At 38.9% G+C, this 26,020-nt stretch carries 15 protein-coding genes; all 15 read right to left on the bottom strand.

Annotation, left to right across the window (positions count from 1 at the left end; all coding sequences use genetic code 11):
• Positions 1-72: 72 nt before the first annotated feature.
• On the bottom strand, positions 73-2,601 hold the full coding sequence (locus tag J2T03_RS03615) for a glycosyl hydrolase 115 family protein (protein ID WP_307209490.1): 2,529 nt from the start codon (positions 2,599-2,601) through the stop codon (positions 73-75).
• 27 nt (positions 2,602-2,628) lie between these two features.
• Positions 2,629-4,572, bottom strand: coding sequence for a glycoside hydrolase family 97 protein (locus J2T03_RS03620; RefSeq protein ID WP_307209492.1), 1,944 nt, complete (start codon positions 4,570-4,572; stop codon positions 2,629-2,631).
• Positions 4,573-4,578: 6 nt separating this feature from the next.
• The gene (locus J2T03_RS03625) at positions 4,579-5,949 is read right to left on the bottom strand and encodes a glycoside hydrolase family 43 protein (protein ID WP_307209493.1); all 1,371 of its coding nucleotides are present in this window, start codon (positions 5,947-5,949) and stop codon (positions 4,579-4,581) included.
• A 45-nt stretch (positions 5,950-5,994) separates the two neighbouring features.
• On the bottom strand, positions 5,995-8,454 hold the full coding sequence (locus J2T03_RS03630; protein WP_307209496.1) for a glycoside hydrolase family 31 protein: 2,460 nt from the start codon (positions 8,452-8,454) through the stop codon (positions 5,995-5,997).
• Positions 8,455-8,508: 54 nt separating this feature from the next.
• Complete coding sequence (locus J2T03_RS03635) at positions 8,509-9,381, bottom strand: alpha/beta hydrolase (protein WP_307209498.1); 873 nt, start codon at positions 9,379-9,381, stop codon at positions 8,509-8,511.
• Positions 9,382-9,469: 88 nt separating this feature from the next.
• Positions 9,470-11,089, bottom strand: a complete 1,620-nt coding sequence (locus J2T03_RS03640) for a glycoside hydrolase family 43 protein (protein WP_307209499.1) — start codon at positions 11,087-11,089, stop codon at positions 9,470-9,472.
• 170 nt (positions 11,090-11,259) lie between these two features.
• A complete protein-coding gene (locus tag J2T03_RS03645; protein ID WP_307209500.1) occupies positions 11,260-12,978 on the bottom strand; it encodes a glycoside hydrolase family 43 protein in 1,719 nt (572 codons plus the stop codon).
• Positions 12,979-13,038: 60 nt separating this feature from the next.
• Positions 13,039-14,313 (bottom strand): MFS transporter, encoded by a 1,275-nt coding sequence (locus J2T03_RS03650; RefSeq protein WP_307209502.1) that lies wholly within the window; start codon positions 14,311-14,313, stop codon positions 13,039-13,041.
• Between the two features lie 72 nt (positions 14,314-14,385).
• A complete protein-coding gene (locus tag J2T03_RS03655) occupies positions 14,386-15,201 on the bottom strand; it encodes an SDR family oxidoreductase (RefSeq protein WP_306842419.1) in 816 nt (271 codons plus the stop codon).
• A gap of 66 nt (positions 15,202-15,267) precedes the next feature.
• Positions 15,268-16,440: a mannonate dehydratase gene (uxuA, locus tag J2T03_RS03660; RefSeq protein ID WP_307209504.1), complete on the bottom strand. Its 1,173-nt coding sequence runs from the start codon at positions 16,438-16,440 to the stop codon at positions 15,268-15,270.
• Between the two features lie 78 nt (positions 16,441-16,518).
• Positions 16,519-18,468, bottom strand: a complete 1,950-nt coding sequence (locus tag J2T03_RS03665; RefSeq protein WP_307209505.1) for a RagB/SusD family nutrient uptake outer membrane protein — start codon at positions 18,466-18,468, stop codon at positions 16,519-16,521.
• A 10-nt stretch (positions 18,469-18,478) separates the two neighbouring features.
• Entirely contained in the window at positions 18,479-21,337 is a 2,859-nt protein-coding gene (locus J2T03_RS03670; protein ID WP_307209507.1) for a SusC/RagA family TonB-linked outer membrane protein, read from the bottom strand.
• Positions 21,338-21,416: 79 nt separating this feature from the next.
• On the bottom strand, positions 21,417-22,745 hold the full coding sequence (gene xylA, locus J2T03_RS03675; RefSeq protein ID WP_306842411.1) for a xylose isomerase: 1,329 nt from the start codon (positions 22,743-22,745) through the stop codon (positions 21,417-21,419).
• A gap of 110 nt (positions 22,746-22,855) precedes the next feature.
• Positions 22,856-24,340, bottom strand: a complete 1,485-nt coding sequence (locus J2T03_RS03680) for a xylulokinase (RefSeq protein WP_307209508.1) — start codon at positions 24,338-24,340, stop codon at positions 22,856-22,858.
• Between the two features lie 17 nt (positions 24,341-24,357).
• Positions 24,358-25,083 carry an NUDIX hydrolase gene (locus J2T03_RS03685; RefSeq protein ID WP_306842406.1) on the bottom strand — a complete coding sequence of 242 codons (726 nt, stop codon included), beginning with the start codon at positions 25,081-25,083 and terminating at the stop codon, positions 24,358-24,360.
• Positions 25,084-26,020: the final 937 nt, after the last annotated feature.

Raw genomic sequence — 26,020 nt, forward strand, 5'->3', positions numbered from 1 at the left:
CAGTTTCATCTTCTGAAAATTATCCCTTCATTAGATTCACCAACATCAATTTCCAACAATTATCCTCTTCATTTATTTTTCTGAATAATCACTTTGAGGAGCCCCCAGATAACTTGGTTTAAGATCTCCCGTATCAATTAGTATTTTCTCTAAAACAATTCCCGGTTCCAGAACCCTGAATCTCAATGTATGTTTGCCAGGTTGTAAAATCTGATGTTTTGTAGCTGATTTAATGATGTGCTCCGACTGCCATTTTCCCAGTTCACCTTTATAGTGGCCGTTAAAATTGACGGTTTGCGGTGTTCCGCCATCAAATGAAATTTCATAGCGCAATCCTTTATTGTGATTGAAGTTCAGTGTTGGGGCCAGCAGCAATTCTACTTCAAAATCACCTTTAGATTCAAAATTAATATCATATTCCAGATAGATGTTTTCCCCTGATTTTGGGTAGCCATTTTGCGGGAATGTAGTCACGCCTGATTTTGTTTTTCCGAAATCAGGGATTATTTCCCAATGAATCCTGTCCGAATTGCCCATTCTTGCAAAGTTTTCGGCTTCGATGGAAACATAGCCGTTTTTTTCTGCAAATATTTTATCTTTTGGATTGGCTGTTTCAGGAATATAGATTACTTCTGGCATTACATTCACTTTTCCGTCAAACCAGGCTTTGTATCCTATCTTCATCTGATCCATCATGTGTGTCCATTTTCCACCGGCAATCTCATTGTTGTATTTACTATCGAGATAAGCATTTCTTTCAAAACATTCTTTCACTTTATCTGCATAGAAATTCGCCTGAATATCATTTTTGGCTGCTAATACTTTGTTTTTAGCTACGGCATAATACATTTCATACAAATTACTGCACGCATCGATCGGGTAAAGAACCAGCTGATAATAAGTGTCCTGATATTCTGCCGGAATCTGCTCTTTCAAACGTAAAGCTTCCAGCGCCAACGCTCTGTAGTCATTCAAAACTGTCTCAAATTCATTATAATTTTCAAGACTGAATGTTTTGCTGTCCAGCGTTTCCGGAGTTACTCTTCGGTTGTATTTTGCATAAAGGTTAATCATCCTGGCAATTTCCTTAGAATATTTTTCACCAAACTGCTGTGAGGCCCATTTTTCGGTATATTCCAGTAGATTTTTTGAGTTGAATTGTTTCGGATTCCAGGCCATTTCCAGGAAAAAACTGATCGGGAATTCCATCGGCTTTAAATCTCCGACGTTAACCACCCAGACTTTATCCACTTTATGCTCGTACGACAGGTTCATCTGCTCCCAAACCCGCTGAATCGGACTGATATTAATCCATTTGGAATTTCTCGGCCCGCCTACGTAATCAAAATGATAATATATTCCGTAACCACCCTTGTGCAAAGGCTTTGAAAGATCCGGAAGCTTTCTCACGTTGCCCCAGTTATCATCACAGAACAGCAGAATCACATCATCAGGAACTTTCATCCCTTTGTCATAATAATCCTGAACTTCTTTGTACAAAGCCCAAACCTGTGGAGTTTTATCGGCTTTTTTACCTGTAACATCAGCAATAATTCTGCGCTGATCTTTTACAATTTTTTCAAGTAAAGAAATATTAGTGCCCTCTCCCATGGCTTCGTCGCCGTCGCCACGCATTCCCACAGTAATGAGCTTTTCCCAGCTTTTACTTCTTACGACTCCTGCTTTCCAGAATTCCTGCAACACTTTTGCGTTTTTTGAGTAATCCCAGACATTTGGAAGGTTATTTCTTTTAATGTATCTATGCCAGTCGGTTTGGGCCTGCGCCATAGGTTCGTGGTGCGAAGTTCCCATCACAATTCCCATTTCATTGGCTAAAGGTCCGCTTAAAATGTCATCATCATAAAATGCTTTACCCCACATGGCCGGCCAAAGATAATTGCCTTTCAGACGAAGAATCAGCTCAAAAACTTTTTCATAAAATTTAGAATTAATTCCTCCAAAAGTAGCTCTTGCCCAGCCTCCAAGAGACGGTTCTTCATCATTCAGGAAAATCCCTCGGTATTCTACAGCCGGTTCTCCATCAGTATAAATTCCTTTTTTGAAATATAAATTTTCTTTCGTTTCTACAGGAACATCTGCCCAGTAATACCAGGGCGAAACGCCAATCTGCTGCGACATTTCATAAATCCCGTAAATGGTTCCCCGTTTGTCGCTTCCGGCAATTACAATGGCTTCCGAAACTCCGGGAAACGGATTGCTGATATTTTGAATGATATATTTTTCACGTTTTCCGGCTAATGCTTTTTCATCGATCTTTTTTCGTCTGATCAAATCATCAATAACCGATTTTGTTCCAACAGTTCCGATAATAATTAAAGAGGAATTCATTCCGGAAAGTTGATTCAGCAAGTTTGGCTGATCCCCGGTTACTTTCTGAAAGTCGGATTGGAGGTTTTTCACAGCTCTTAATATTCCTGCATCCATTTGGGGGTCACCATACAAAGAAATCTTCACTGAATTGTTCTTCAGGAGAATGGCATCATCGGCATTTTGCGTTGTGATAAACCTATCGGTTGCTTGTACATGTAAACAAGCACCAAACAATAGTATGACAAAGAATAGTATGGGTAATCTGTTCATAATCTCTTATTTTAATCTGATTGAACCTTAATTTTTCAATACGAATCCTCCATTCGGCTGAATTTCTACTTCGTATTCTCCGTTTTTATTAATGGAAACCGTTTTTATAAAGGTGTTTCCTGTCTTATCATCATTGATGAGCTCTACATTTTTGGCTGTCAGCATCGGAAGATTCAGTGTAATCTTTTTTGTAGTTTTTTCTGCATTTATGCCTGCAACATACCATTTGTCCTGATGTCTTCTTGCGATGACAGAATATTTTCCGGGATAACCGTCAATAAAAACCGTTTCATCCCAAAGGGTCGGAATTTCTTTCATAAAATCCAGCTGAAATTTTGGTGAATCATTCAGATTGTTCGGCATTACGGCAAACATCTGGATCGGGTTCTGAAACAAAACGGCCGTGGCGAGCTGAAACCCGTCTGTGGTCAATCTTTTATTTTTTTCTTTATTGGATTTGGTTAAAAATTTATTCAGAAAAGTTCCTCCGAATTCCATGCTTCCGACTATATTTCTGATAAACGGATGTAATGTGGCAAAAAACGCTTCCTGCTTGCGGATATCTTCCGAAAAATAAAGCATTTCAGAAGCTAAAACGGCTTCACTTCCCGCATAGTTCGGGTACATCACTTCCCAGCCTCTCGGCAAAGTAGCACCGTGAAAAATAATGGTTAAACCAAAATCATTGGCATCAGACAAAATATCTTCATACAAATGCATGGTCTCCTGTTTATCGCCGCCAAAAAAATCGACTTTCAGTCCTTTTACACCTGCTTCTTTCAGCCACTTCATTTCTTTTTTACGCTCTACAGAAGTGCTCATTTTGTTTCTCGGTCCCATTGGCGCGTCATTGGCAGCTCCGTTGGAATTGTACCAAAGCATCACACCCACATTTTTGGATTTCGCATACTGAATAAGTTCTTTCATTCTGTCTTTCCCTATATTCTTATCCCAAAGCGCATCAATCAAAATAAATTCATAGTTCAAAGCAGCAGCAAGATCTATAAATCTTACCTGATCATCGTAATTCATACTGTTGTCCTGCCATAAAATCCAGCTCCAGGTAGATTTTCCGAACTGATATTTCTGCGAAGCCTCATAAAGCGGTTCTACTACATCAAAAGGAATGGTAGTTTCCACAATCGGTTTCAAGGAATCACCAATAGTAATGGTTCTCCACGGTGTTTTTGCGGGAAGAGAAAGTGCCGCACCGGAGCTCCCGAATCCGTTGTTTTCTGCCATATCCGGGAACGCAACCTGATATAGATTTTTTTCTGAAGTGGCGGTAAGATGAGAAGCGCAGTACAAACTGTTCACTCCTGTTTCCGAGAGTAAAACCCAGCCTTCATTTCCGATATGGAAAAGCCCAGGAAAAACGTAACCATAATCTGATTTGGCTCCTAATTCTGCATCGGCTTTGTATCCGCTTTCGTAGCTGGGTGCGGTGCGGGCAAAACCGGTCATGGGCTTCATCATCGGAGAGAGAAATGTGGTGCTCTGTGACGGAAAACGATATCCGGTAAGTTCAGACTGTACCACTACGCTGAAACGGTCTTTCATTGGCGGAATATCGTATCGGAATGCCACATTGTTATTGCTTACCTGAAACTCAATGCCGATATTGAACTGGTTTGCATTAATGAAATTGACAGTTAGCGTATTAGCTTTATATTCAACTTCGGATTTTTTAATTTTTTGGTTGGAATATTTTTTAGAAATATTGTCTTTTTTACTGTTGATGAACTTTAAATTTTTAGAAAAATCAGACTCATTCGTGATTAAGCCCAACGGGGATTTTTCGAGCATTATTTTTCCCTGAAAACTTACAGAGTACAACGCTTTTCCTTCTTCTGAAAATATATTCAGCTTCAATTTTCCGTCCGGGCTTGAAATTTCGGCAACCTGTGCTTTAATTTCCGATAAAAGACCGAAGCTTATTAATAAAAGAAATATAAATGTTACTTTTTTCATTCTGATTTATTTTGAAAACATCCAATAATCGAAAAACATAATGTCTTTTTCCGCTTTACCTTTAAACACAAAATAAAGATTGTGAATACCTGTTATTGTATTAAGCAAATTGACTTTAACCGTTTCAAAACGGTCATCTCCTCCGGTGAGCGGAACTTTCACAATCGCAATCACGGGCCCGTTAACACTGTCTGATCTTACTTCCATCGTTACATTTCCATTGTGCGTGGTTCCGACTCTTGCCGTAAAAGTCTTTGCGCCTTCTTTCCCAAAATCAATATTCTTTACATTGATGTGGGCGTCATTTTTCTTTGCTTTAATGAACACTCCGGCAACTTTATTCTGGTAAGATTTTACATTTTCTGACCATGAAATCATCTCCGCCTGGTTGAATGCATACGGATTGACAGCTGCAATGGCCTTCGTAATTCCGCTGGTCATTTTGAAAGGTGAAATGGAACCGTCTTTATTAAAGTTAAGCTCCTGTACGCTTACCGATCTTGTAAATCCGCTTCCACCGGGCAAAGCTCCGTTATGATAGAAGAAATAGGTTTTACCCCTGAAATCAATAACTCCGGGATGGTTGGTAAAGGATTTTCCTTCGGATGGCATTATAATTCCGCCGTATTTCCATGGACCTTGTGGGCTTTTGCTGGTAGAATAGCCAATAAATTCTGGAAGCGGACCGCCCGGCCAGAAGAGATAATATAAATCTTTCCTTTTGTAAAGCCACGGCCCTTCTTCGTATTTTGTGGGTCTTTCGGGATTTCCTTCCCGTTTTCCAAAAGATTCTTCTGTCATCGGAACCTCAACGATGTCGCCGGAATAAGAGATCATATCCTCATTCAGCTTTACATATTTAAGCTTCGGGTTTCCCCAGTAGAGATGCGCCTGACCTTTATCATCAATGAAAACCGTAGGATCAATATCTCCCCATTCACTTTGAACCAACGGCTTTCCAAGCGGATCATGGAATGGACCAAACGGACTGTCAGCAACTGCAACTCCAATCGCGCCTTTGTTATTGGTTTTCGAAATCATCGGGACGTACATAAAGAATTTGCCGTTTCGTTCGATGCACTGCGCTGCCCAGGCATCACGCTTTGCCCAGTCAAAATCGTTGTAGGAAAGAATCACGCCGTGATCTGTCCAGTTCACCATATCATTGGTGGAAAATACCTTCCAGTCGTTCATCGTAAACCAGGTGGAATCATCTTCATCATGGGTGGTGTAGACATATAATCTATCGTTGTAGACCATTGGAGCAGGATCTGCAGTGTAAGCCGTCTGAATGATGGGATTCTGGGCAGATAATGATAATCCGGCGGTCAGCAATCCGATATTTAAAATATATTTTATAAATGTTTTCTTAATCATTATTATTTTTTGAGTTTAACATGTAATAATTTATTAACCAAATACTTAATTCATAAATATTTTAATCTTTTCCCCGGAATAGGTTATTGTTTTCTGCTGGCCGTCTGGAAGATTTACTGTAAAAGTTCTTTTTTCAAGCATTCCCGTGTATTTTCCTTTGCGGTTGCCAATGGTTAGTGTACTGGATTTATTATCCCAATGCATTGGAATTTCAGTATAGTCGCCTTTTTCGTAGTTGTAATTGTCGAATTCATCTTCGTATAAGACAAAATCCGCATCCGAACCCGGATATATTTTCAGAATTAAATGATCCCATTTTTTCTCTGTAGCATATTGTACATCAGGCCCGAAAGGAATTATACTTCCGGCTTTTACATACAATGGAATGTTTTGGATATTGACTGTTTTTTCGATTTCCTGTCCGCCTTTGTGCTTTGTATTGGTCCAGTAGTCGTACCATTCAGAACCGGACGGAAGATATACTTTCATGGTTTTATTCTGTGTGAAATCAACGTTCTCAACAGAAGGTCCTTTTTCCTCTTTTTTGGCCCATCCGTTATGTTCATCGGTCTTCACTATTTTTTCCGGGGTGTATTGGGCATTCAGTACAGGAGCCACCAGAAAAGATTTTCCAAACATATATTCGTTGTTGATATCCCAAGCTTTTTTATCTTCCTTAAAATCCATTGCAAGCGCTCTCATAAAACTCGACTGGTTTTTGGAAACATCCCACGAAACGGAATAAATATAAGGCAGCAAACTATATCTTAACCTGATGAACTTCTCCACAGCATCATACACTACATCCCCTTTTTTTCCAAACTGATAGATTTCTCTAGGCACGTCGGTTCCATGCGAACGCATCATCGGTGTGAAGGTTCCATATTGCAGCCAGCGAACATACAGCTCCTGAAACATCGGATTTTTTGATCCCGAACTCTCGCTCCAGCCTTTTTTATACGTTCCGGCAAAGAATCCTCCTATATCAGAGTTAAAATTAGGATTTCCGGTCATAGAAAAATTTAAACCGGCCGGAACCTGATTACGCAATGATTCCCAGGAAGAATTGACATCCCCCGACCATGTATTGGCTCCATAACGCTGCTGTCCCGCGAATGCAGATCTTGTTAAAATAAAAACCCTTTTATCGATTGTTGTCGCACGCTGATGATCATAAACACCACCAACAGCCATTAACGGATACGCATTTCTAACCTTTCTGAACGAACCCAGATATGTTTTTGTATCTAAATCTTCCGGCTTCTGGCTCAGATGGTCTGGTTCGGTAGAATCCATCCACCAGGAATCTACACCCAGACTGAAAACTCCTTTATTCAGATATTTCCAGTAAATATCTCTGGCTTCGGGATTGTAAGCATCATAAACACGCACTCCGGAAGGATAATTCATGTCCGGAGGCCAGCTTTCCCTTCCGGATTCCGGCCAGGTTTTGAAATTGAAAAGCATTCCTTTAGGACCCATTTCACGATACTGGTTCGTCATTGGCCCGAATGAAGACCAGATAGATACAGAAAGGTGTGCATTTAACCCGTGAATATCATTGAGCATCTTTTTGGCATCAGGAAAATCAGGACTTATGAAATCCATTGCATTCCACTGGTAATTGTTCCCCCAATATTGCCAATCCTGAATGATTCCATCCAAAGGGACTTTCAGATCACGGTATTTTTTAACGACATCCACAATTTCACCCTGACTTTTGTAGCGTTCCTTACTTTGCCAGTAGCCGTACGTCCATAACGGAAACATTGGGACATTTCCCGTAAGATCGCGCATTGCTGCTATCACACCATCGGCATTTCCGCCATACATGAAATAATAATCCACCCCGTCTCCCACTTCGGAAGCAAAAGATGTTTTCTGATCATTATCCGTAAACTGAGTAGGAGAATAATTGTCCCAAAAAATGCCATATCCTTTTACAGACTGGAAGAAAGGCACAAAATCCCAGGTATTATTCTGTACCATTCGTATGTTCTGATTCCGTTGGGATAATTTTCCGTTCTGGAGAATTCCCAGCCCATAAATCGGTTCATCCTTTTCCAACTGAAAAGACTGAGTTACAGAATAAGCCGGATTTCCTGCATCATTAAAGGGTTTGAAATCACTTCCGTTTTCTTTGACAAGTTCTTTTCCTGATAATGTTTTATAAGCAATCTCTCCGTTTTTTGTATTGATAGAAAGTTGTAAACCATTGGTTTTTAACAATAAAAAATCTTTACTTTCTGTAACGGAGAATTTTATTTTCTGTTCTTGTTTGATAACAGACAGACTGTTTTTTACAAATGATTTTCCCGCAGGATATTTAATAATTCTTATGGTGTGCGATCCGTAAAGCTTCACTTCCACATTCATTTTATCCGCAGAAAAACTCACGCCTGTATCCGTCTTTTTGTAAGACTGCGCATTGATATTATTTTGTGCTCCGGATATTATTACAATCGTAACAATAAAAGCTTTTATGTTTATTTTTCTGAAATTCATTTTTGTGATTGATGGATTGAATTGAAACTTAAAGATCAGTTTCTGAGATTTCTTTTAATCTAATTTCAAAAAACTATTCATTTTCTCCTGATCCACAGGCTTAAAAAGCAACTGAGAAAACAGATATAAGTCATTTTTCCAGACTTTAAAATCATGGCCGCCGGGTTCTACGTAGAAAATGTGAGGTATTTTATTTGCTGTAAGATAAGCGTGGGTTCTTTTGCTGAAAGGCATCAAACGGTCCTGATCGCCGCAGGAAATCCAGAGAAGCTTTAATTCTTTGGCTTTTTCAGGATTTGGAAGCAATTGCTGAGGTTCTTTTGTATTCGGAGCAGATGAAAATCCTCCTACCCAAGCAAATTTGTCAATATTTCCCAATCCGAAATTCAGGCTTTGGCCACCTCCCATTGACAATCCGGCAATTGCCCTGTCCGCCCTATCCTTTTTAACCGGATATTTCTTTTCAATAAACGGAATAAGGTCGTTCAACAAATCTTTTTCAAAAGTTGCGAATGCTTCCACCTTATCTTTTGCCATAATATCTCCTGTTGCCCTGTCGTCTTTCATCGCCCTCCCATTAGGCAAAACGACAATCATTGGCGTTATTTTTCCCTGTGCATAGAGATTATCAAGAATAATCTGGGGCATACCGTTTCGAAACCATTCCTTTTCATCACCGCCGATGCCGTGAAGAAGGTATAAAACGGGATATTTATTTCCTTTTTTAAAACCGGGTGACGTGTAGACCAGAACTCTTCTCTGAGTTCCCACCGTTTTTGATTCATATGTTACAGTATCAATTTTCCCATGGGGAATCTCTTTTTTTTCAATATCAAAGCCCTGTGGCGCCTGTTTTTCAATTGTTTGGGCAGAAATAAACATTCCTGACAAAACAAAACCTAATGCTAATACAACTGAATTTTTCATAAATCTTTTATTTGTATTTTTTACACTTATTAATTTAGATAAAAAAATAAAATCCTTTGAAATTATTTTTAATAGTATTCTAAAATATTTATTTTATGGCTGAAGAATCTGTAATTCTGAAAAAATCTACATCTACAAAACCTCCTGTATTTTTGGCTGCATAATTGAAAATCGCAAATTTTGACCCCATAAATAACCTTCTATAATCGAAAATCATTTTATAGCCTTTTTCCATAACCGTCCAGTTCTTCTGATCTGTACTGTAAGAAAGATCCGCCAAATCTTTTCCAAGGTTAAAATCTGCCTCAATACGAAGAAAAACTTTATCCGAATTCAATGGAATGCGTTTTTTTTCTTCTTTTTTTACATTTGTGATAGCTTTTGTTTTATTATCAAGACTGACTTCATTGGTAGAAAACGTAATAAATTTTTGATTTCCTTCCTTTACAACAGCTAGTATTCCCGAGTCACCATTAAATGCACTGAATCCAGCAATATCACCGTCTTTCATCCCTTTTACATCTAACGCAACCACTGCTGCGGATTTCGGACCGGTCATTCTTTGGGTTAAAGTATTCGGAGCTGCGTAAATATTATCTGTAATTCTACTGGTTTTCAGCCTCAAAAATCCTTTTCTTTCAGATAAAGACCAGGCTTCATTCACAGGATTATGGTTCCATTGCCACTGGATTTTTAATTTTTTATCTGAAAATTCATCACTTTCCACAATATTATTTTTCGATTTAAACGGAGGAAGCGGAACTTCGCCATGTAAAGGTATTTTTCCGTTGTCACCCAAAACCGGCCAGTCATTTTCCCACCGTACAGGAAGGAGAATCGGGACACGCCCCACTCCGCCTCTGTCCTGGAAAATAAGCGAATACCAGTTACCTTTTTTATCATCAATCAAAGCGCCTTGCCCGGCATAAGAAAATCCTAAAAAATTATCTTCCAGAACTACTTTTTTCTCGTAAGGACCCGTCACTTTATCCGCTCTGTAGACTACCTGCCTGCGTTTTTCATTTCTTGGCCAGGAAATCATCATCATATAGTATTTCCCGTTTCTTTTGATGATCTGATTGCCTTCCAGTAAGCCGGTTTCGGAGGAATCTTTTTGAAAAACTTCCGTTCCTTCAGAATTTCCGATGACTTGCTTAAAATCAGGACTTAATTCAAAAACTTTATTGGAAGTAAAGACATACACCCTGTCATCATCATCAAAAAACAGAGAGGCATCATGAAAATGTCTGGTTCTGGTAATAAGCTTCCAGCCTCCTTTTTCAGGATTATCTGTTACGTAGAAATAAGATTTAAAAGGTTCGTCATTCGGGGAGAACAAAACATAATATTTTCCCTTGTGATAACGGATGGACGAAGCCCACTGTCCGCGACCGTAAACCGTACCATTCAACAGATCATATTTGGAATTATCATTCAGTGTATTAAAAACATAGCTTGCCATTTCCCAATGCACAAGGTCTTTGGAATGCATTACCGGTGCTCCCGGCATAAGATGCATGGTGGTGGTGATAAGATAAAAATCATTGCCGTTTCTGGTCACCGACAAATCCGGCGCATCTGCCCAAATGATTGGATTAGTAAACGCTGTCGTCTGCTGTTTCTGAGCAGGATTTACCTGGGCCGAAAGGAGATTCAGCCCGATAAATCCGCAAAAAGAAACTATATAAAATGTGTTATTAATTTTCAAAATCTCAATGTTTGATGGTTATTTAATTTTTACAATTTAAGAGACACTTCTACAAGCTCAGTGTTTTGGCTAAAGCCTGTTTTGATTTTTTCTTTATTGAACGGGCTAAAGCCCGTTCCTATTGATGATTTCCCTGTGATTATCATTATAAACTAACTGCTCGAACTACATTAATCAGGTACAATATCGTTAGACGAAGTGCTGTACAGCCCAATCAAGCTTCCGGTAAAACCTCCTGCCACATCTGTAGAAAGTATGTCTCCGGAAACAGGGCCTCCAAGATTTCTGAAGTTTTTACCATCCAGAGAGTAATTAAAAAGATGATCATCTTTTTCACCAACTACCTGTAATTTGACAGTTTTTGAAAGTGAAATTTTTTCACTGGCAATCAGTTTTGATTCTCCTTTTTCTGTTCTTTCCAAAACAATGTAGAACTCTTTATCCTTTTTTGTGATTCCAAAAACATAATTGAATCTTTCGCTCTGATAGCAGGTAATTCCGGCTAATTCTTTTTCAGATTTAGGCTTAAAATCCAGCGTTACAGAAGTTTCAAAATCTTCGTGCTGCAACCTATGAAATAAAGCTGAAATGGGAGCCAATGCTTTAATATTGGTGTCAAAGGGGGTTATTTTCACTCCGTTTTTTACGGTGCTAATAAAGTTCTCCCTTGGGCCTCGCATCGCAATCCATCGGTAATCCAGGTTTTTACCGTTAAGCTTGTCTGTAAAGGTAAAATTACCATTAGGGAAAAAGCCGTTTTGCCCAGTCTGGTTTTTTACACCTTCCGGCAGTTTTAATTTTGGTTTCATCGGAACCAGACCGTTTTCAAAAACAGGGTATTTTCCACTCCAGTCAGCGGGAAGAATGAAAGTCTCACGACCACTGTTTACCCTGTTGTTTACATTAGGGCGAATGGCCAAAAAGACACCGTAATATTTTCCTTCAGGAGTTTCCACAAGGTCTGCATGACCTGCCCAATCCACCTTATCTTTTCGATCTTTCGGGAAATATCTTTGGGTCAAAATCGGATTGTTGGATGCCGGAATGAAAGGACCTTTCGGAGAATCAGCCATAAAGATAACTTCGCTATGATTACCGCCGGTTCCGCCTTCTGCGCACATCAGGTAATACTTCCCGTTCTTTTTATACAAATGCGGACCTTCTATCCAGATTGGTTTTTGGGAAAGGTCTACACCGCCGTTTACAATAATTTTATCTGATCCTGCGACAACCTGATCTTTTTCCAGGTCATAATCCCAGATTTTAATCACACGGTGACCGTTGTATTGCTCGGTTCCCTTTGGAGGAGCATCATTGTGAACGATGTATGCTTTTCCATTATCATCAAAGAAAATCGAAGGGTCAATACCATCGAAATTCAGTTTCTGTACTTCACTCCAGCCTTTTGCCGGATCTTTGGTTTTCACAACCATATTACCAATTCCACTGGCAATCTGAGTGGTAATCATGTAAAAAGTATCGTTGTATTTGTTATATTTAATATCAGGTGCATAAATTCCCTGTGAAACACCGGATTTTTCTACTTTAAGCTGTGACGGACGATCGAGAACGTGCCCTACCTGCTTCCAGTTCACCAAATCTTTTGAAGTGAAAATAGGAACACCCGGAAACATTGAAAATGAAGAATTCACCAGATAATAATCTTCTCCTTTTCTGGTAATACTCGGGTCCGGATAACATCCCTGAAGAATAGGAGAATAAAATTCGTCTTCTTTTAACGGATTGTTTGTATATATTTTATCATTTCCACGGTAGGAAAAGTCTGAAAAAGTCTGTGCTGAAAAATTACTTAAGGAAAGTAAAGAAATCACCGTCACAAAATTGAGTTTATTTCTTAAAAAAATCGGATTCATTATTCTCTGTCTCATAGTATATTTTTAGATTATTATTTAATTTTTAATTAAGTTTTCCACATGAATTTTGATCTTTTAAACTGCTTTTCTTCTGTTGATAAACCAAATAATACTCCAGGCAGCAACATAAGAGATACCGGCTATAAAAAATATAATATTGTATCCACCGTTGATATTTCCAGCTTTCTTGAATGTGTCTAAGACAATTCCGATGAAAAGCGGGAAAATAATTCCGGCTGCTGAACCTAGCATACCGCCAAAGCCTATCACAGAACTTACATAATTATTAGGCAATCTATCTCCCACAGTTGTCATCAGATTGGCTCCCCAACCCTGATGTGCTGCCGTTGCCAGAGCAATGATAATGGTAATGAGCCACATATTGTCTACATATTTTGAGAACATTACAGGAACGACCATCAATGCAAAAAGCAGCATCGTGAAGCTTCTCGCTCTTCCGATTGCCCAACCTTTTTTAATTAAAAATGAAGAAAGATAACCGCCACCAATACTTCCAATCGTTGTTCCGCTGTAGATAATAATCAACGGGATGGAAGGTTTCGTTAAATCCATTTTGAACACATCTGCAAAATAAGCAGGCAGCCAGAACATAAAGAAATACCAGATCGGGTCTGTAAGGATTTTTCCTATGGCAAAAGACCAGGTTACTTTGTATTTTAATAATTCTGATAACGGAACTTTGGACTGTTCCTGTGTTTTCCCATCCTGATCACTTTTGATATACTGTAATTCTTCCTGGCTCAGGTTTTTCGTTTTTTCGGGAATTTTATAGAATTTCCACCAAAGGACAATCCATAATAAACCTAAAGCCCCAATCCATACGAAGGTTTCCCGCCATCCGTAATGTCCAAGAATGAATGGTACAAGAAGTGGTGCTAAAATAGCTCCCACCGTAGCTCCGGAGTTGAAGATCCCTGTTGCCAACGCTCTTTCTTTTTTCGGAAACCATTCTGCCACCGATTTTATTGCTGCCGGAAAATTTCCTGCTTCGCTGATTCCAAGTGTGCTTCTTGCAATTAAAAATCCAACCGTGCTTTTCACAAAACCATGTCCTATCGAAGCTAAACTCCAGACAATCAACGAAACGGCATAACCAATTTTGGTTCCTACCCGGTCGATAAATCTTCCCATCGCAAGATATCCGATAGCATACGTGGTGGTAAACGCCATGACGATATAGCTGTAATCTTTTTCGTCCCAGCTGAACTCTTTTTCAAGAACAGGTTTCAGTAATCCCATTACCTGACGGTCGAGATAGTTGATGGTGGTAGCGAGAAATACCAAAGACAGCATAAACCATCTTATATTGCGGTTTTTAGGAGCCTGCATTTAGTTTTGATTAAATTGTTTTAGTTCTGATGACGGAATTTTTCATTCTTTCGATGGGTTAATAATATTCATCTAAACACCACTAAATGCACTGAAACCACCATCCACAGGAAGTAGTGCACCAGTAATAAAACTTGCAGCATCTGAACATAGAAACTGGACGGCACCGTTGAGTTCATCAGCATTTCCAAAACGTCCCATTGGTGTTTTAGCAATTACCTTTTTGCTTCTGTCAGTTAAAGAGCCATCCGGATTTAATAAAATTGCCCGGTTTTGATCTCCGATAAAAAATCCCGGAGCAATAGCATTAACACGGATTTTATCTCCATATTTCAAAGCCAAATCGGAAGCGAGCCATTGTGTAAAATTGGTGATTGCGGATTTGGCTGCGGAATATCCTGCCACTCTTGTGATTGCGGAATACGCTGCCATTGAGGAGATATTCACAATACTTCCGCTTCCCTGTTCTGTCATTACTTTCCCAAAGGCATAGCTTGGGTAAACCGTTCCGTTGATGTTTAAATCGGTTACTTCGTTCCAGGCTTCCATTTTCAGGTCGAAAAAGGATTGGCCGGGAGCTAATGTTGCCGCAGGAATATTTCCACCGGCGATATTGAGAAGAATATCGATTTTACCATATTTTTTGAGGATTTTTTTTGATGCAGATTCCAGACTTTCAATGTTCATTACATTGGCTTCCACAGCGAATGCATCGCCGCCTAAATCTGTCAGTTCTTTTACTCTTGCGTCTAATGTCTGTTGATTCCTTCCCAATGCAACAACTTTTGCTCCGGCTTCAGTGAAACTTTTGGCCAAACTTCCTCCCAATACCCCAGAAGCACCTGTAATGACTGCTACTTTATCTTTTATGCTGAATATTTCGTTCATAATTTTATAATCGATCTATGTTGAATTATAATGATAGTATTTTACCCTTCAGACTCTTCTTCATTATTAATTTGAAAGTTCGTTTTGTACGGCTGCTATTACTCCTTCAATTTGTCCTAAAGCAAGCATTCTTCCTAAAAATGAATATCCGGGATTATAGCCTTTGTCAATATCGTCCGTTAATAATCTTCCGTGGTCCACGCGCATTGGTAAATCAGAGTTTTCTTTTTCAAAGATTTTGATTACTTCAATCAGTTTTCCTCTTCCACCCAAATGGTGCGCTTCTATAAAATCACCGTTTTCAAAAACACTGGTACTTCTTAAATGGACAAATTTTGTCCGGTGGGCATATTTTTGAGCAAGCTTTGGAACATCATTTTGAAGGCCTGCACTTAAAGAACCTGTGCAGAATGTGAGTCCGTTGTGAGGATTATCGACAGCGTTTAAGATCCAGTCGATATCTTCTTCATTGGTCACGATTCTAGGTAAACCCAACAATGAAAATGGCGGATCATCGGGATGCACACACATCTGGATGTTCCATTTTTCGCAGACAGGCATTATTTTTTCAAGGAAATATCTCATATTTTGGCGAAGCTGATGTTTATCAATTCCATCATATAATGATAATAAACTTTTGAAAATAGCCACTGGATTCTGATCTCCTTCCTTGATATTTCCATTAACAAACCCCTGTGTTTTTACAATAATTGAATCTATTAAATCATTATTATCTTCTTCCGTTAAAATATTCTTTAATTGTTCTACTTTTTGAAGGGTCTCTGAATTATAGTCGTTTTCTGCACCTTTTCTCTGCAGAAGATGAATTTCAAAATAAGCAAATTTGGCTTTATCAAAGTACAGTGATGACGAGCCGTCTTCCCACTGATAAAACAAATCTGTACGAGCCCAGTCCAGGACCGGCATAAAGTTGTAACAAACCGTTGTAATGCCTGCCTTTCCCAGATTTTCAAGACTTTTGATGTAGTTTTCTATTAACTGATCTCTGTTTTCCCCTCCATATTTTATGGCTTCACTTACGGCCAGACTTTCTACGACAGACCAGCGAAGTCCGAAACTTTCTATATAATTTTTATAGTCATTGATTGCATCTAATGACCAAACCTCCCCGTTCGGAATATCATGCAATGCGGAAACAATACCTTCCACACCGATCTGACGGAGCATATTTAACTGTATTTTGTCTTTTTTACCAAACCAGCGCCATGTTTTTTCCATAAATTTTATTTTTCATTAAAACAAAGCAGATGCAATAGATACATCTACTTTGTCTGTTAACATGAATGTGTATGTCTATTAATTGTAACCGGGATTTTGGTATTTAGCCTTGATATCTGCAGAAACTTCCATCGCATCAAGCTGTCCCTGCGGAATAGGTCTCAGATAATGGAATTTCTGAATATTACGGGTTACAGTCTGAGGATTATGATCCCCATAAGCAGTCCCTGCAATTTTGTAAGTAGCTGCATATTCTTCCCATTTCTGCGTGCGTACAAGGTCATACCATCTGTATCCTTCGCCATAATATTCCCGGGACCTTTCTGCCAGAATGTAATCTATAGTAATGGTATTAGGTGTAGCAGCAATCATTGCAGCACTGTTATCCTGTACTTTTGCCATGTTTCCACTAACACTCCAGACCCACTTTCCGGCTCTTGCTCTGATTACGTTAATCAGATCTCTGGCACTAACAGATCCGGAAGCACCTTTAACTGCTGCCTCAGCTGCTAAGAAATAAAATTCTGAAAATTTAGCAGCTACAAACGGACGGGTTAAACTCGGGTTTGGATATCCTAAACCATTGCCATTATCTGTACGGTATGTTCCGATTTTCCATATACCCGGATATACTACTCTGCTGATACCATTTGGTGCAATTACCCAGTCTGCTCTTCCCGGAAGTGTGCCTGCTCCAATATTACTATTTCCAGCGTTGGAGGAATATGTTGGTGATACAGAATCATCATTAAGGAAGGTTAAAATGGCTTCACCTGGATGCACGGGAAGATTATTGGCGTTATACAAGGTAGTCTGCGTCATTCCTGCCTTGTCCCAGTTTCCACGGTAAGTGGTAACGAATGTTCCGTCATATCTGGAGTCATTTGTTTTGTCTGCAAATGTGTTTTTAATCACTTCGATGGTAGGGGCCATACGTGTCCACGGGCGTCCTAGATCCTGAGCCGCTGCTCTTTGTACTGAGCTGACAGCAGACCAGGATGTACTGGAAGTACTGCTTCTGATATTAGGATAATTCCAAGTCATCATCCAGGCGGCAAAATTATTTGGAGACCATCCATCGCCATAACTTGCCTGAATGACACCTTCATTATAATAAGCACTTGTTTCTGTATGGTCTGCATAAAGCATACATTCTTTATTACGGTCATTTGACCCTACATTCAAATTGTAATAGGTAGGCTGCAAAGCATAAGGCCCAGGGTTATTGATCCCGTCTAATGCAATATCATAAGCTTTTTGGAAGTACCATTGGGCATTATGCCCGTCAGGATCTGTTCTTGCGGTTTCAGGATAAGTTGGAATACTGTTTGGGTTTTGAAGCCACCAGGCATAGGTTAAATATGCTTTTGAAAGATATAATCTCGCAACGTTCTTGGTAACACCACCGGTAACCCTTGGGCTTGCGGGAAGGTTATCAATGGCTTTGATTAAATCTGGAAAAATAGCTTTTGTATACACTTCTGAAACGGTATTTCTTACTGAAGTGGTGGTTGGAGAAATATTGAATTTAAGCTCTCCTGATCCCAAATCCAGCGGTGCACCGCCATAGGTCTGGACCAGTAAGAAATAATAAAATGATCTAAAAAATCTTGCTTCTGAAATCAGCGCTTCGGGTACATTGATTAAAGGTCCGTTTTGTATAACCCCATTTGCAGAATTGATGGCAGGAAAAACAGATCCCCACACCATGCTTGTTGGAAAAGTTGAACTGTCGATATTGCCATTATTAGACATATCCAATACTTTAAAATTTCCGTCTGCATCTTTTCCCCAGGTCGCCTCATCAGTACCCGTCATGGTAGAGTTTAAGAAGTATCCGTTCCCATAAAGCATTCGCATCTGTCTATACAATGCTGTTACTCCCTGTGTAATTCCTCTTTCTGTTGTAAAATCTTCCGGCGTATATATGCCTCTTGGCTGTTCATCCAATATCTCATTACATCCTGTACTGAATGTTAGTGATGCTAAAAATAGAGCAGCGATAAATTTTTTATTTAAATTGATCATGATTTTTCTTTTAAAAGGTTAGGTTTAGCCCCATCATATAGTTTCTTGTAGAAGGATTATTTGTACCAATTACTAACTGATTGCTTTTGTATGAATTTACGGCCTGATTCTCGTTTCCTCTTGAATTCGGCTCGGGATCCATACCTGATTCTCTGTAGTAGGGAGAACCGAAAACAAACGGATTCTGCACTGTAACATATAGCCTCAGGCTGCTTACTCCTAAATTTTCCAAAATATTTTTATTGAAATTGTAACCCAATGTAATCGTTCTGATCTTTACATAAGAACCGTCAAATAGGCCTAAAGTTGAGCCATATTTTGGATTATCTCCGCTCATCATTCCACCCGGCTTCGGATAGCGTACGTTTGGATTTTCCTCAGTCCAGTAATCAACATCCACATTGTTTCCTCTTCCCGATAGTCTGTTGAGATATCCTGATGAGCCATATAATGTGCTGATTAATACTCCCCCTTTCTGAAATGCTCCAACCACACTAAGGTCAATGTTTTTATATGCTAATCTTGTATTGAAACCTCCCATAAAATCCGGATTAGTATCAATAATCTGCCTGTCAGCCGGCCCGATAGCTCTAACGGGAGTTCCGTCTGCATTATATCCACCCGTGTATAAAACTTTGATCATTCCCACATTTCCTCCAGGCTCCAACACGTTCAGATAAGGATCTCCATGCTGCCATAAGCCTACATACTGGTAATCATACAGGGCATTGATATTATGGCCCACAAACCATAAATTACCCTCATTTCGATCAGTTCCGGAAGCTAATGATGTGATTTTATTCCTATTGGCATATAAATTACCTCCAACTTCCCAACTAAACCCGTCAGGATTATCGAAAATAACAGCATTAAGTGATATTTCGAGACCTTTATTTTCTGATGCTCCCACGTTCTCGGTCACGGACCCTAAACCGCTGGATGCCGGCAATCCTTTGCTTAATAATAATTGCTCTGTCTTCGTAATATAATATTCTACGGTACCATTAATTCTTCTGTTGAATAAAGTGAAATCTAACCCATAATTCCAGGTTTTTGAAAACTCCCAGCCCAATTTTGCATTTGAAGCCGTGTTTACATAATTCCCGATAACAAATTCATCACCGAAATTATAAGGAACAGTACTTAAGCTCCCAAAAGTGGTATACGGTCCTACAGACTGGTTAGAAGTTTGTCCGAAACCGGCTCTCAGTTTAAGCAGATTGATATATTTTGAATCTTTAAGGAAATTTTCATTGGCAATATTCCAACCAACAGAAATCGCGGGATAGGTATGCCACTGGTGTCCTTTGGCTAAAACTGACGCTCCGTCTGACCGTACGGTAGCTGTCAACATATAACGGTTGTCATATTGGTATAAGGCTCTTCCCATGAAAGACATAAGACCTCTTTTATAATATCCCTGGTTATTCGGATCTATTGTGACCTCTCCTTGTGCATGGCCTAAATTGAAGTATTGAAAGGCATCAATCGGAACATCCCTTGCTGATATGTACGAGCTGTTGTACTTGGTCTGTTCTGCAGAATATAATGCTGTTGCGCTAATTTTATGTTTACCAAAGGTTCTATCATAAGACAGGATATTTTCCAATACCCATTGTGTTGTCAGCGAGTTTCCTATTCCCGCCGAAGATTCTGTGTCAGGATTTACATTGAGTATTCCTGTTCCTGTGTAGCTCCCACTATTCGAATTTCTGTAGGTAAGACCAACATTAAGCCTGTATTTAAGACCTTCAACCCCTGGTATTTTTAATTCCCCATAAAGGTTATTGTAAGAGCTGAAAGCATTAGTACGGTCGGCATAAGCATCACCTAGATTTTCGAGAATACCTCTGGTCTGGAGAGCAGTCTGATCAATGGCACTATACATGACAGTCTTAGGGCTTCCATCGGCATTATAGGGACTCACCAATGGTGAATACCCTAACATAGGCGCACCGCTGACACCGTTAAAGTCATTGATAGAAAAGTTGGAGTTTGTGGAGAAGCCTACTTTTATAAACTTACTTATTTCCTGATCTAAGGAACCTCTGATAGAAAGTCTTTTATAGCTTTGCAAAGGGACTACTCCATTCTGCTGAAAATATGCTACTCCAAAGTTGTAATTTCCTTTTTCGCTTCCTCCTGTAACCCCTACATCATGGTTCATCATTAATCCTACACCGTAATATTTATCCTGCCAGTCTGTATTTATATCATTAAACTCATCCTGTGCGTTGGTAAACATTTTGGCATCTGCACGTAATTTGGCAAACTTAGGCCCATCCATTACCGGATATTTAGAGAAAATAGTCTGAAATCCAGTATATCCGTTATAGGTAAATCTTGCTTTCTGACCTTTTGATCCTCTGTTTGTTGTTATTAAGATGACTCCGTTTGCACCACGTGATCCATAAATCGCTGTGGCAGAAGCATCTTTAAGAATGTCTAAACTTTTAATATCTGACGGGCTGATATCTCCTAAAGAACCTACGAAAGGAATTCCATCCAATACGATCAAGGGATCATTAGAGCCGGTTAATGAACGTTCTCCTCTGATACGGATCTGTTGCACAGCGCCAGGTTTTGTAGAGGTTCTGCCAATATCAACTCCTGGGAGACGGCCTTGTATTGCATCAGTTATATTTGCTGAAGGAACTTCTTTGAGAGCGGTTCCGCCAAGGGATGATACGGACCCGGTAACTGCTTCTTTTTTCTGTGTACCGTATCCAATTACAATAACTTCCTCTATCTTATTTTCTTTGGCAACAGTATCTTTTTTACTTTGAGAATAAGCTAAGCTTGACGGTAACAGAACCATGGCGAAAAATATCGCGGCCCTATTAGTTTTAGCAAAATGAAATCTGTTCATAATTATTATTTTTAATATTACATTAATAGAAAGGCTATTAATAAATCCTTAGTGTTATAATGAAAGCCTTCTATAATTATTAGATATACATGTTCACAATTGCTTCAAACAATTCCTGTTTTCCGCTTTTGGCCTGAGGTTCACCAAGCTCATGAGCAATTCTCTGAAGATCTTCCAGTGTAAGATTCCCTTCTTCAAAAGCTTTTCCGTTACCACTGTCAAAAGAAGCATAGCGCTCCGTACGTAGTTTTTTATAATCGGAGTTTTCCAGTATATCTGCAGCAACTAATAATCCTTTAGCAAAAACATCCATTCCAGAAATATGGGAGATAAATAAATCCTCCGGATCGGTAGAATTTCTTCTGATCTTCGCATCAAAATTAACACCGCCATTTCCAAGTCCTCCTGCCGGAAGAAGTACCAGCCAGGCCTGGGCAAGGTCACGGTAGTCAACAGGAAACTGATCTGTATCCCATCCGTTTTGGTAATCTCCTCTATTGGCATCGATACTTCCCAATAAGCCTGCGTCAACTGCTACCTGAAGCTCATGCTCAAACGTATGTCCTGCCAGGGTAGCATGATTAACTTCGATATTAAGCTTAAAATCTTTGTCTAAACCGTAATGTCTCAGAAAGCCAATCACTGTTTCAGAATCATAGTCATACTGATGTTTGGTTGGCTCCATCGGCTTTGGCTCAATAAGGAATGTTCCCTTAAAGCCTTGACTACGGGCATAATCACGGGACATCGAAAGGAAGCGGGCCAGATGGTCTTTTTCTCTTTTCATTTCGGTATTCAGCAGGCTCATATAGCCTTCTCTGCCGCCCCAGAACACATAGTTTTCGCCACCAAGAGCGATAGTTGCATCAATGGAATTTTTCACCTGAGTTCCTGCACAGGCTACCACATCAAAATTTGGGTTGGTAGAAGCTCCGTTCATATATCTTTCATGGGTAAAAACATTGGCTGTTCCCCATAAAAGCTTGATCCCTGACTCTTTTTGTTTTTCTTTGGCATATTCTACAACAGCCTGAAGATTTTTTTCATAGTCTTTCCAGTTATCTGCCGGAGCAACTAGATCTACATCATGAAAGCAGTAATATTGGAATCCTATTTTGGACATGAATTCAAAACCTGCGTCCATTTTATGCTTGGCTCTGGAAACTGCGTCATGGCCAATATCCCAAGGATGATGAATCGTTGCTCCGCCGAACGGATCGCTTCCATCTGCACACAGGGTATGCCACCATGCCATTGCAAAACGCATCCACTCTTTCATTGGTTTTCCCATCACGATCCTATCAGCATCATAATAACGGAATGCCATAGGGTTTCTACTTTCTTTGCCTTCAAATCTGATGTTTTCAATACCTGGAAAAAATGCTTTTGTTTCTGTTAAAATGTTCATATTATTTGATTTTTATTTTTAGTTTGTTCTTTACAATTTGATATAAGGATCCTCTGCCTGCTGATTTAATAGGTCCGCAGGTACAATGAATAGGCTTCGTTGCAGGATGATTAAATGATTTCGTTAAGATGCTGTTTCCACCTTGAGTATGCTTCTAAGTATTGTTCTCTTTTTTCTGTTTCAGGTTCTATAACGGCTATTTTTTCGAGGGAAGAAAATGCCTCTTTAGAATCAGCATAAAAACCTATTCCAATTCCGGCGGCCCTTGCAGCCCCTACTGCTCCATCTGTGTCGTAAAGCTCAATCACCGCATTGCTAACGCTGGCAAGCGACTGCCGGAAAATTGAACTTAAAAACATATTGGCATTTCCAGCCCGAATCACCTGGATGTCCATACCCATATTCCTCATAATATCCATTCCATATTCATAAGAAAAGACGATTCCTTCCTGTGCCGAACGCAGAATATCTCCTTTCGTATGAATATTGAAATTAATCCCGTGTATAGAACAGCTGGTATCTTTGTTTTCCAGTACTCTTTCTGCCCCGTTTCCAAAAGGAATTATGCTTAATCCTTTTGATCCTATTGGGGAAAGAGAGGCCAGATCATTCATATCACCATAGGAAGACAGAGAGGTTGCAAAATTGTGCTTTAGCCAGGAATTTAAAATTCCTGTTCCGTTGATACACAGCAAAACGCCCAATCTGGTTTGCTCAGGACTGTAATTGACATGGGCAAATGTATTTACCTGCGACAGGGTATCATATTCCAGTTTATCCAGCACTCCATATACCACTCCCGAAGTACCGGCTGTTGAAGCAATTTCTCCGGGATTGAAAACATTCAGAGAGAGTGCATTATTGGGTTGGTCTCCTGCCCTGTATGAAATGGGTGTTCCTTCTTTTAGTCCTAATTCCTGAGCAGCCGGTGCAGAAACCGTTGACTGGATGCCGAAAGTAGGAATAATTTCAGGGAAAAAGCTCTTAGGAATTCCGTAATAATTAATGACATCTTCAGAAATACAGTTGTTTTTAAAATCCCAAAATATTCCTTCAGAGAGTCCTTCAATCGTTATTCCTATTTCTCCGGAAAGCCTCATAGCAATATAATCCCCCGGCAGCATTATTTTATCAATCTTTTCAAAAACTTCAGGTTCATTTTCCTTTACCCAGGCTAGTTTTGATGCTGTAAAATTTCCAGGTGAATTAAGGAGATGAGATAAACATTTCTCAGTTCCGATTTCCTGAAAAGCCCTCTCACCATAGGGCACAGCACGGCTGTCACACCAGATAATGGAAGGGCGCAGCAGATTCTGATCTTTATCCACCAGGATCAGTCCATGCATCTGCCAGGTAATGCCAATTCCTTTAATTTCTTCAGGGTGTATTCCAGATTCATGCATCACAGATTCATGGGCCAGCTTTAGGTTCAGCCACCATTCAGCAGGGTTTTGCTCTGCCCAGCCCGGGTTGAGTGCGGTGATTTTCATTTCTTTTTTTGGAGAAAAATCTGATGCAATAATTTTTCCACTGGATGCCTCAATGAGACAAACTTTAACAGAAGAACTGCCTATGTCATATCCTAGCAAATACATAATTTGAAAAAGGGGATTTACTTAATTAGTTTAGTATTGTTTTTTTTATAGATCTTGGCATCGAACCGGTAGTATCTTGCTGCACGGTGCGATACGTTTTGCTCTATCTCTTCTAAAGGAATAATATAATTGAATGATGAAATTTTTTTATGAAAATTCTTTATATCGATCTGTTTTTCACTTAACGCGCTGTAAAGCTGATACAATTGTCTTATGGTAAATTTTTTCGGCAACAATTCAAAAATAATAGAAAAATCGGTTTCAATCCATCTTCTTATTTCTGTTAAGGATTCATTGATGATCTTATTGTGATCAAAGGGCAATGTAGGGACCTGATCTACAGGATACCAGTCTACGGTTTCATATTTAGTGCTGTTAATTTTATGATCAATTTTACATAAGGAAAGGTAGGCCACCGTAATAATCCTGTCAATATGATGCATATACTCGGTTCCCATCCACTTGATATCACTCTGATTGCTTGCTCGAAATGGATCAGCAAAGCATTTGAACTGTTTGAGAACCATTTTTTTTATTCCTGTTAACTCATGAAGAACCCTATGGGCTGCATCATCCACATCTTCGTTACTGAAAATCAGGCTACCCGGCAATTTTCTTTGCCTATCCACTGGTACATCGTCTACATGACGCTGTGCAAGTAAGATATTGAGTCTGTTGTCATGGTCAAATCCAAATACCACGCAATCAACAGAAACATAGGTATGAATAAAATCTTGGTTCATCTATTAACATTTACGTAACATCACAAATATAAAAATTCAATTGAGAAAAAAAAATAAAATATACATTACCAGCTATATATCAATAGATTATATATCATTTTTTTATGATAAGAATGATGTAAAAATTATGATAAGGTTATCATAATTTCAATGATTAATATTTCAGAATACCTTAATTTATAGTCATTTAAATGTGAAATAAACACTTAAAAATTTAATATTTATTTTTATTTAATTTATGATAAGAAAATTTTAAATTTTGTTGATATTTTTTAAAAAAGTTATAAGAAAAAAAACATTTTCTGCTTAAACCCATATATTTAAGCCCCATGTTTTTTACAATTATTTAACCTAAGAGGTGAAAAATTACCATATCATAGATTTTCCTATAGATAATCAGAAGATTTTTTAACTTTTCCAGAAGGGTTTAAAAGGTTTTCATTATAAATCCATAAAAACATGCAGATGATTTACTTTAAGAAGATTTACAGTGCACAACCTTCTCATAAAAAAGTTCTGTAATTACTGCAATTTAAAATTGATATTAATTAGTATACGATTCCAAAATAGTGCTGTTTCTCTTCATCTTTATCCTTGCAATCAATAGATCTCTATGAATAAAAAGACTGATCAAAACGGTAATTTAATGAGAGTCGGTTTTCAGAAAATGCAGAAAGACTATATGATAATTTCATCTATAGTCGCCGCTTTTGTCGGAGTTGTAGATAAAAGCATTTCAGTCAAAAATGAATATCAATTTAATGATGTGATGATCCTTAAGTATTCTAAAGCGAGAAAAAAAATTTGATGACAAAAAGAAAAATCTTTCAACCAAATCCAAGCACCACACCCAATTAGGTAATGCATGCGAAAAAACATCAAAAAAACTAAAGCTATCCGTTTTACAGAATAGTAGTTTTTTTATTGATCACAAGTA

The organism is Chryseobacterium lathyri (genome assembly GCF_030812195.1).
Taxonomy (GTDB): Bacteria; Bacteroidota; Bacteroidia; order Flavobacteriales; family Weeksellaceae; genus Chryseobacterium; species Chryseobacterium lathyri_A.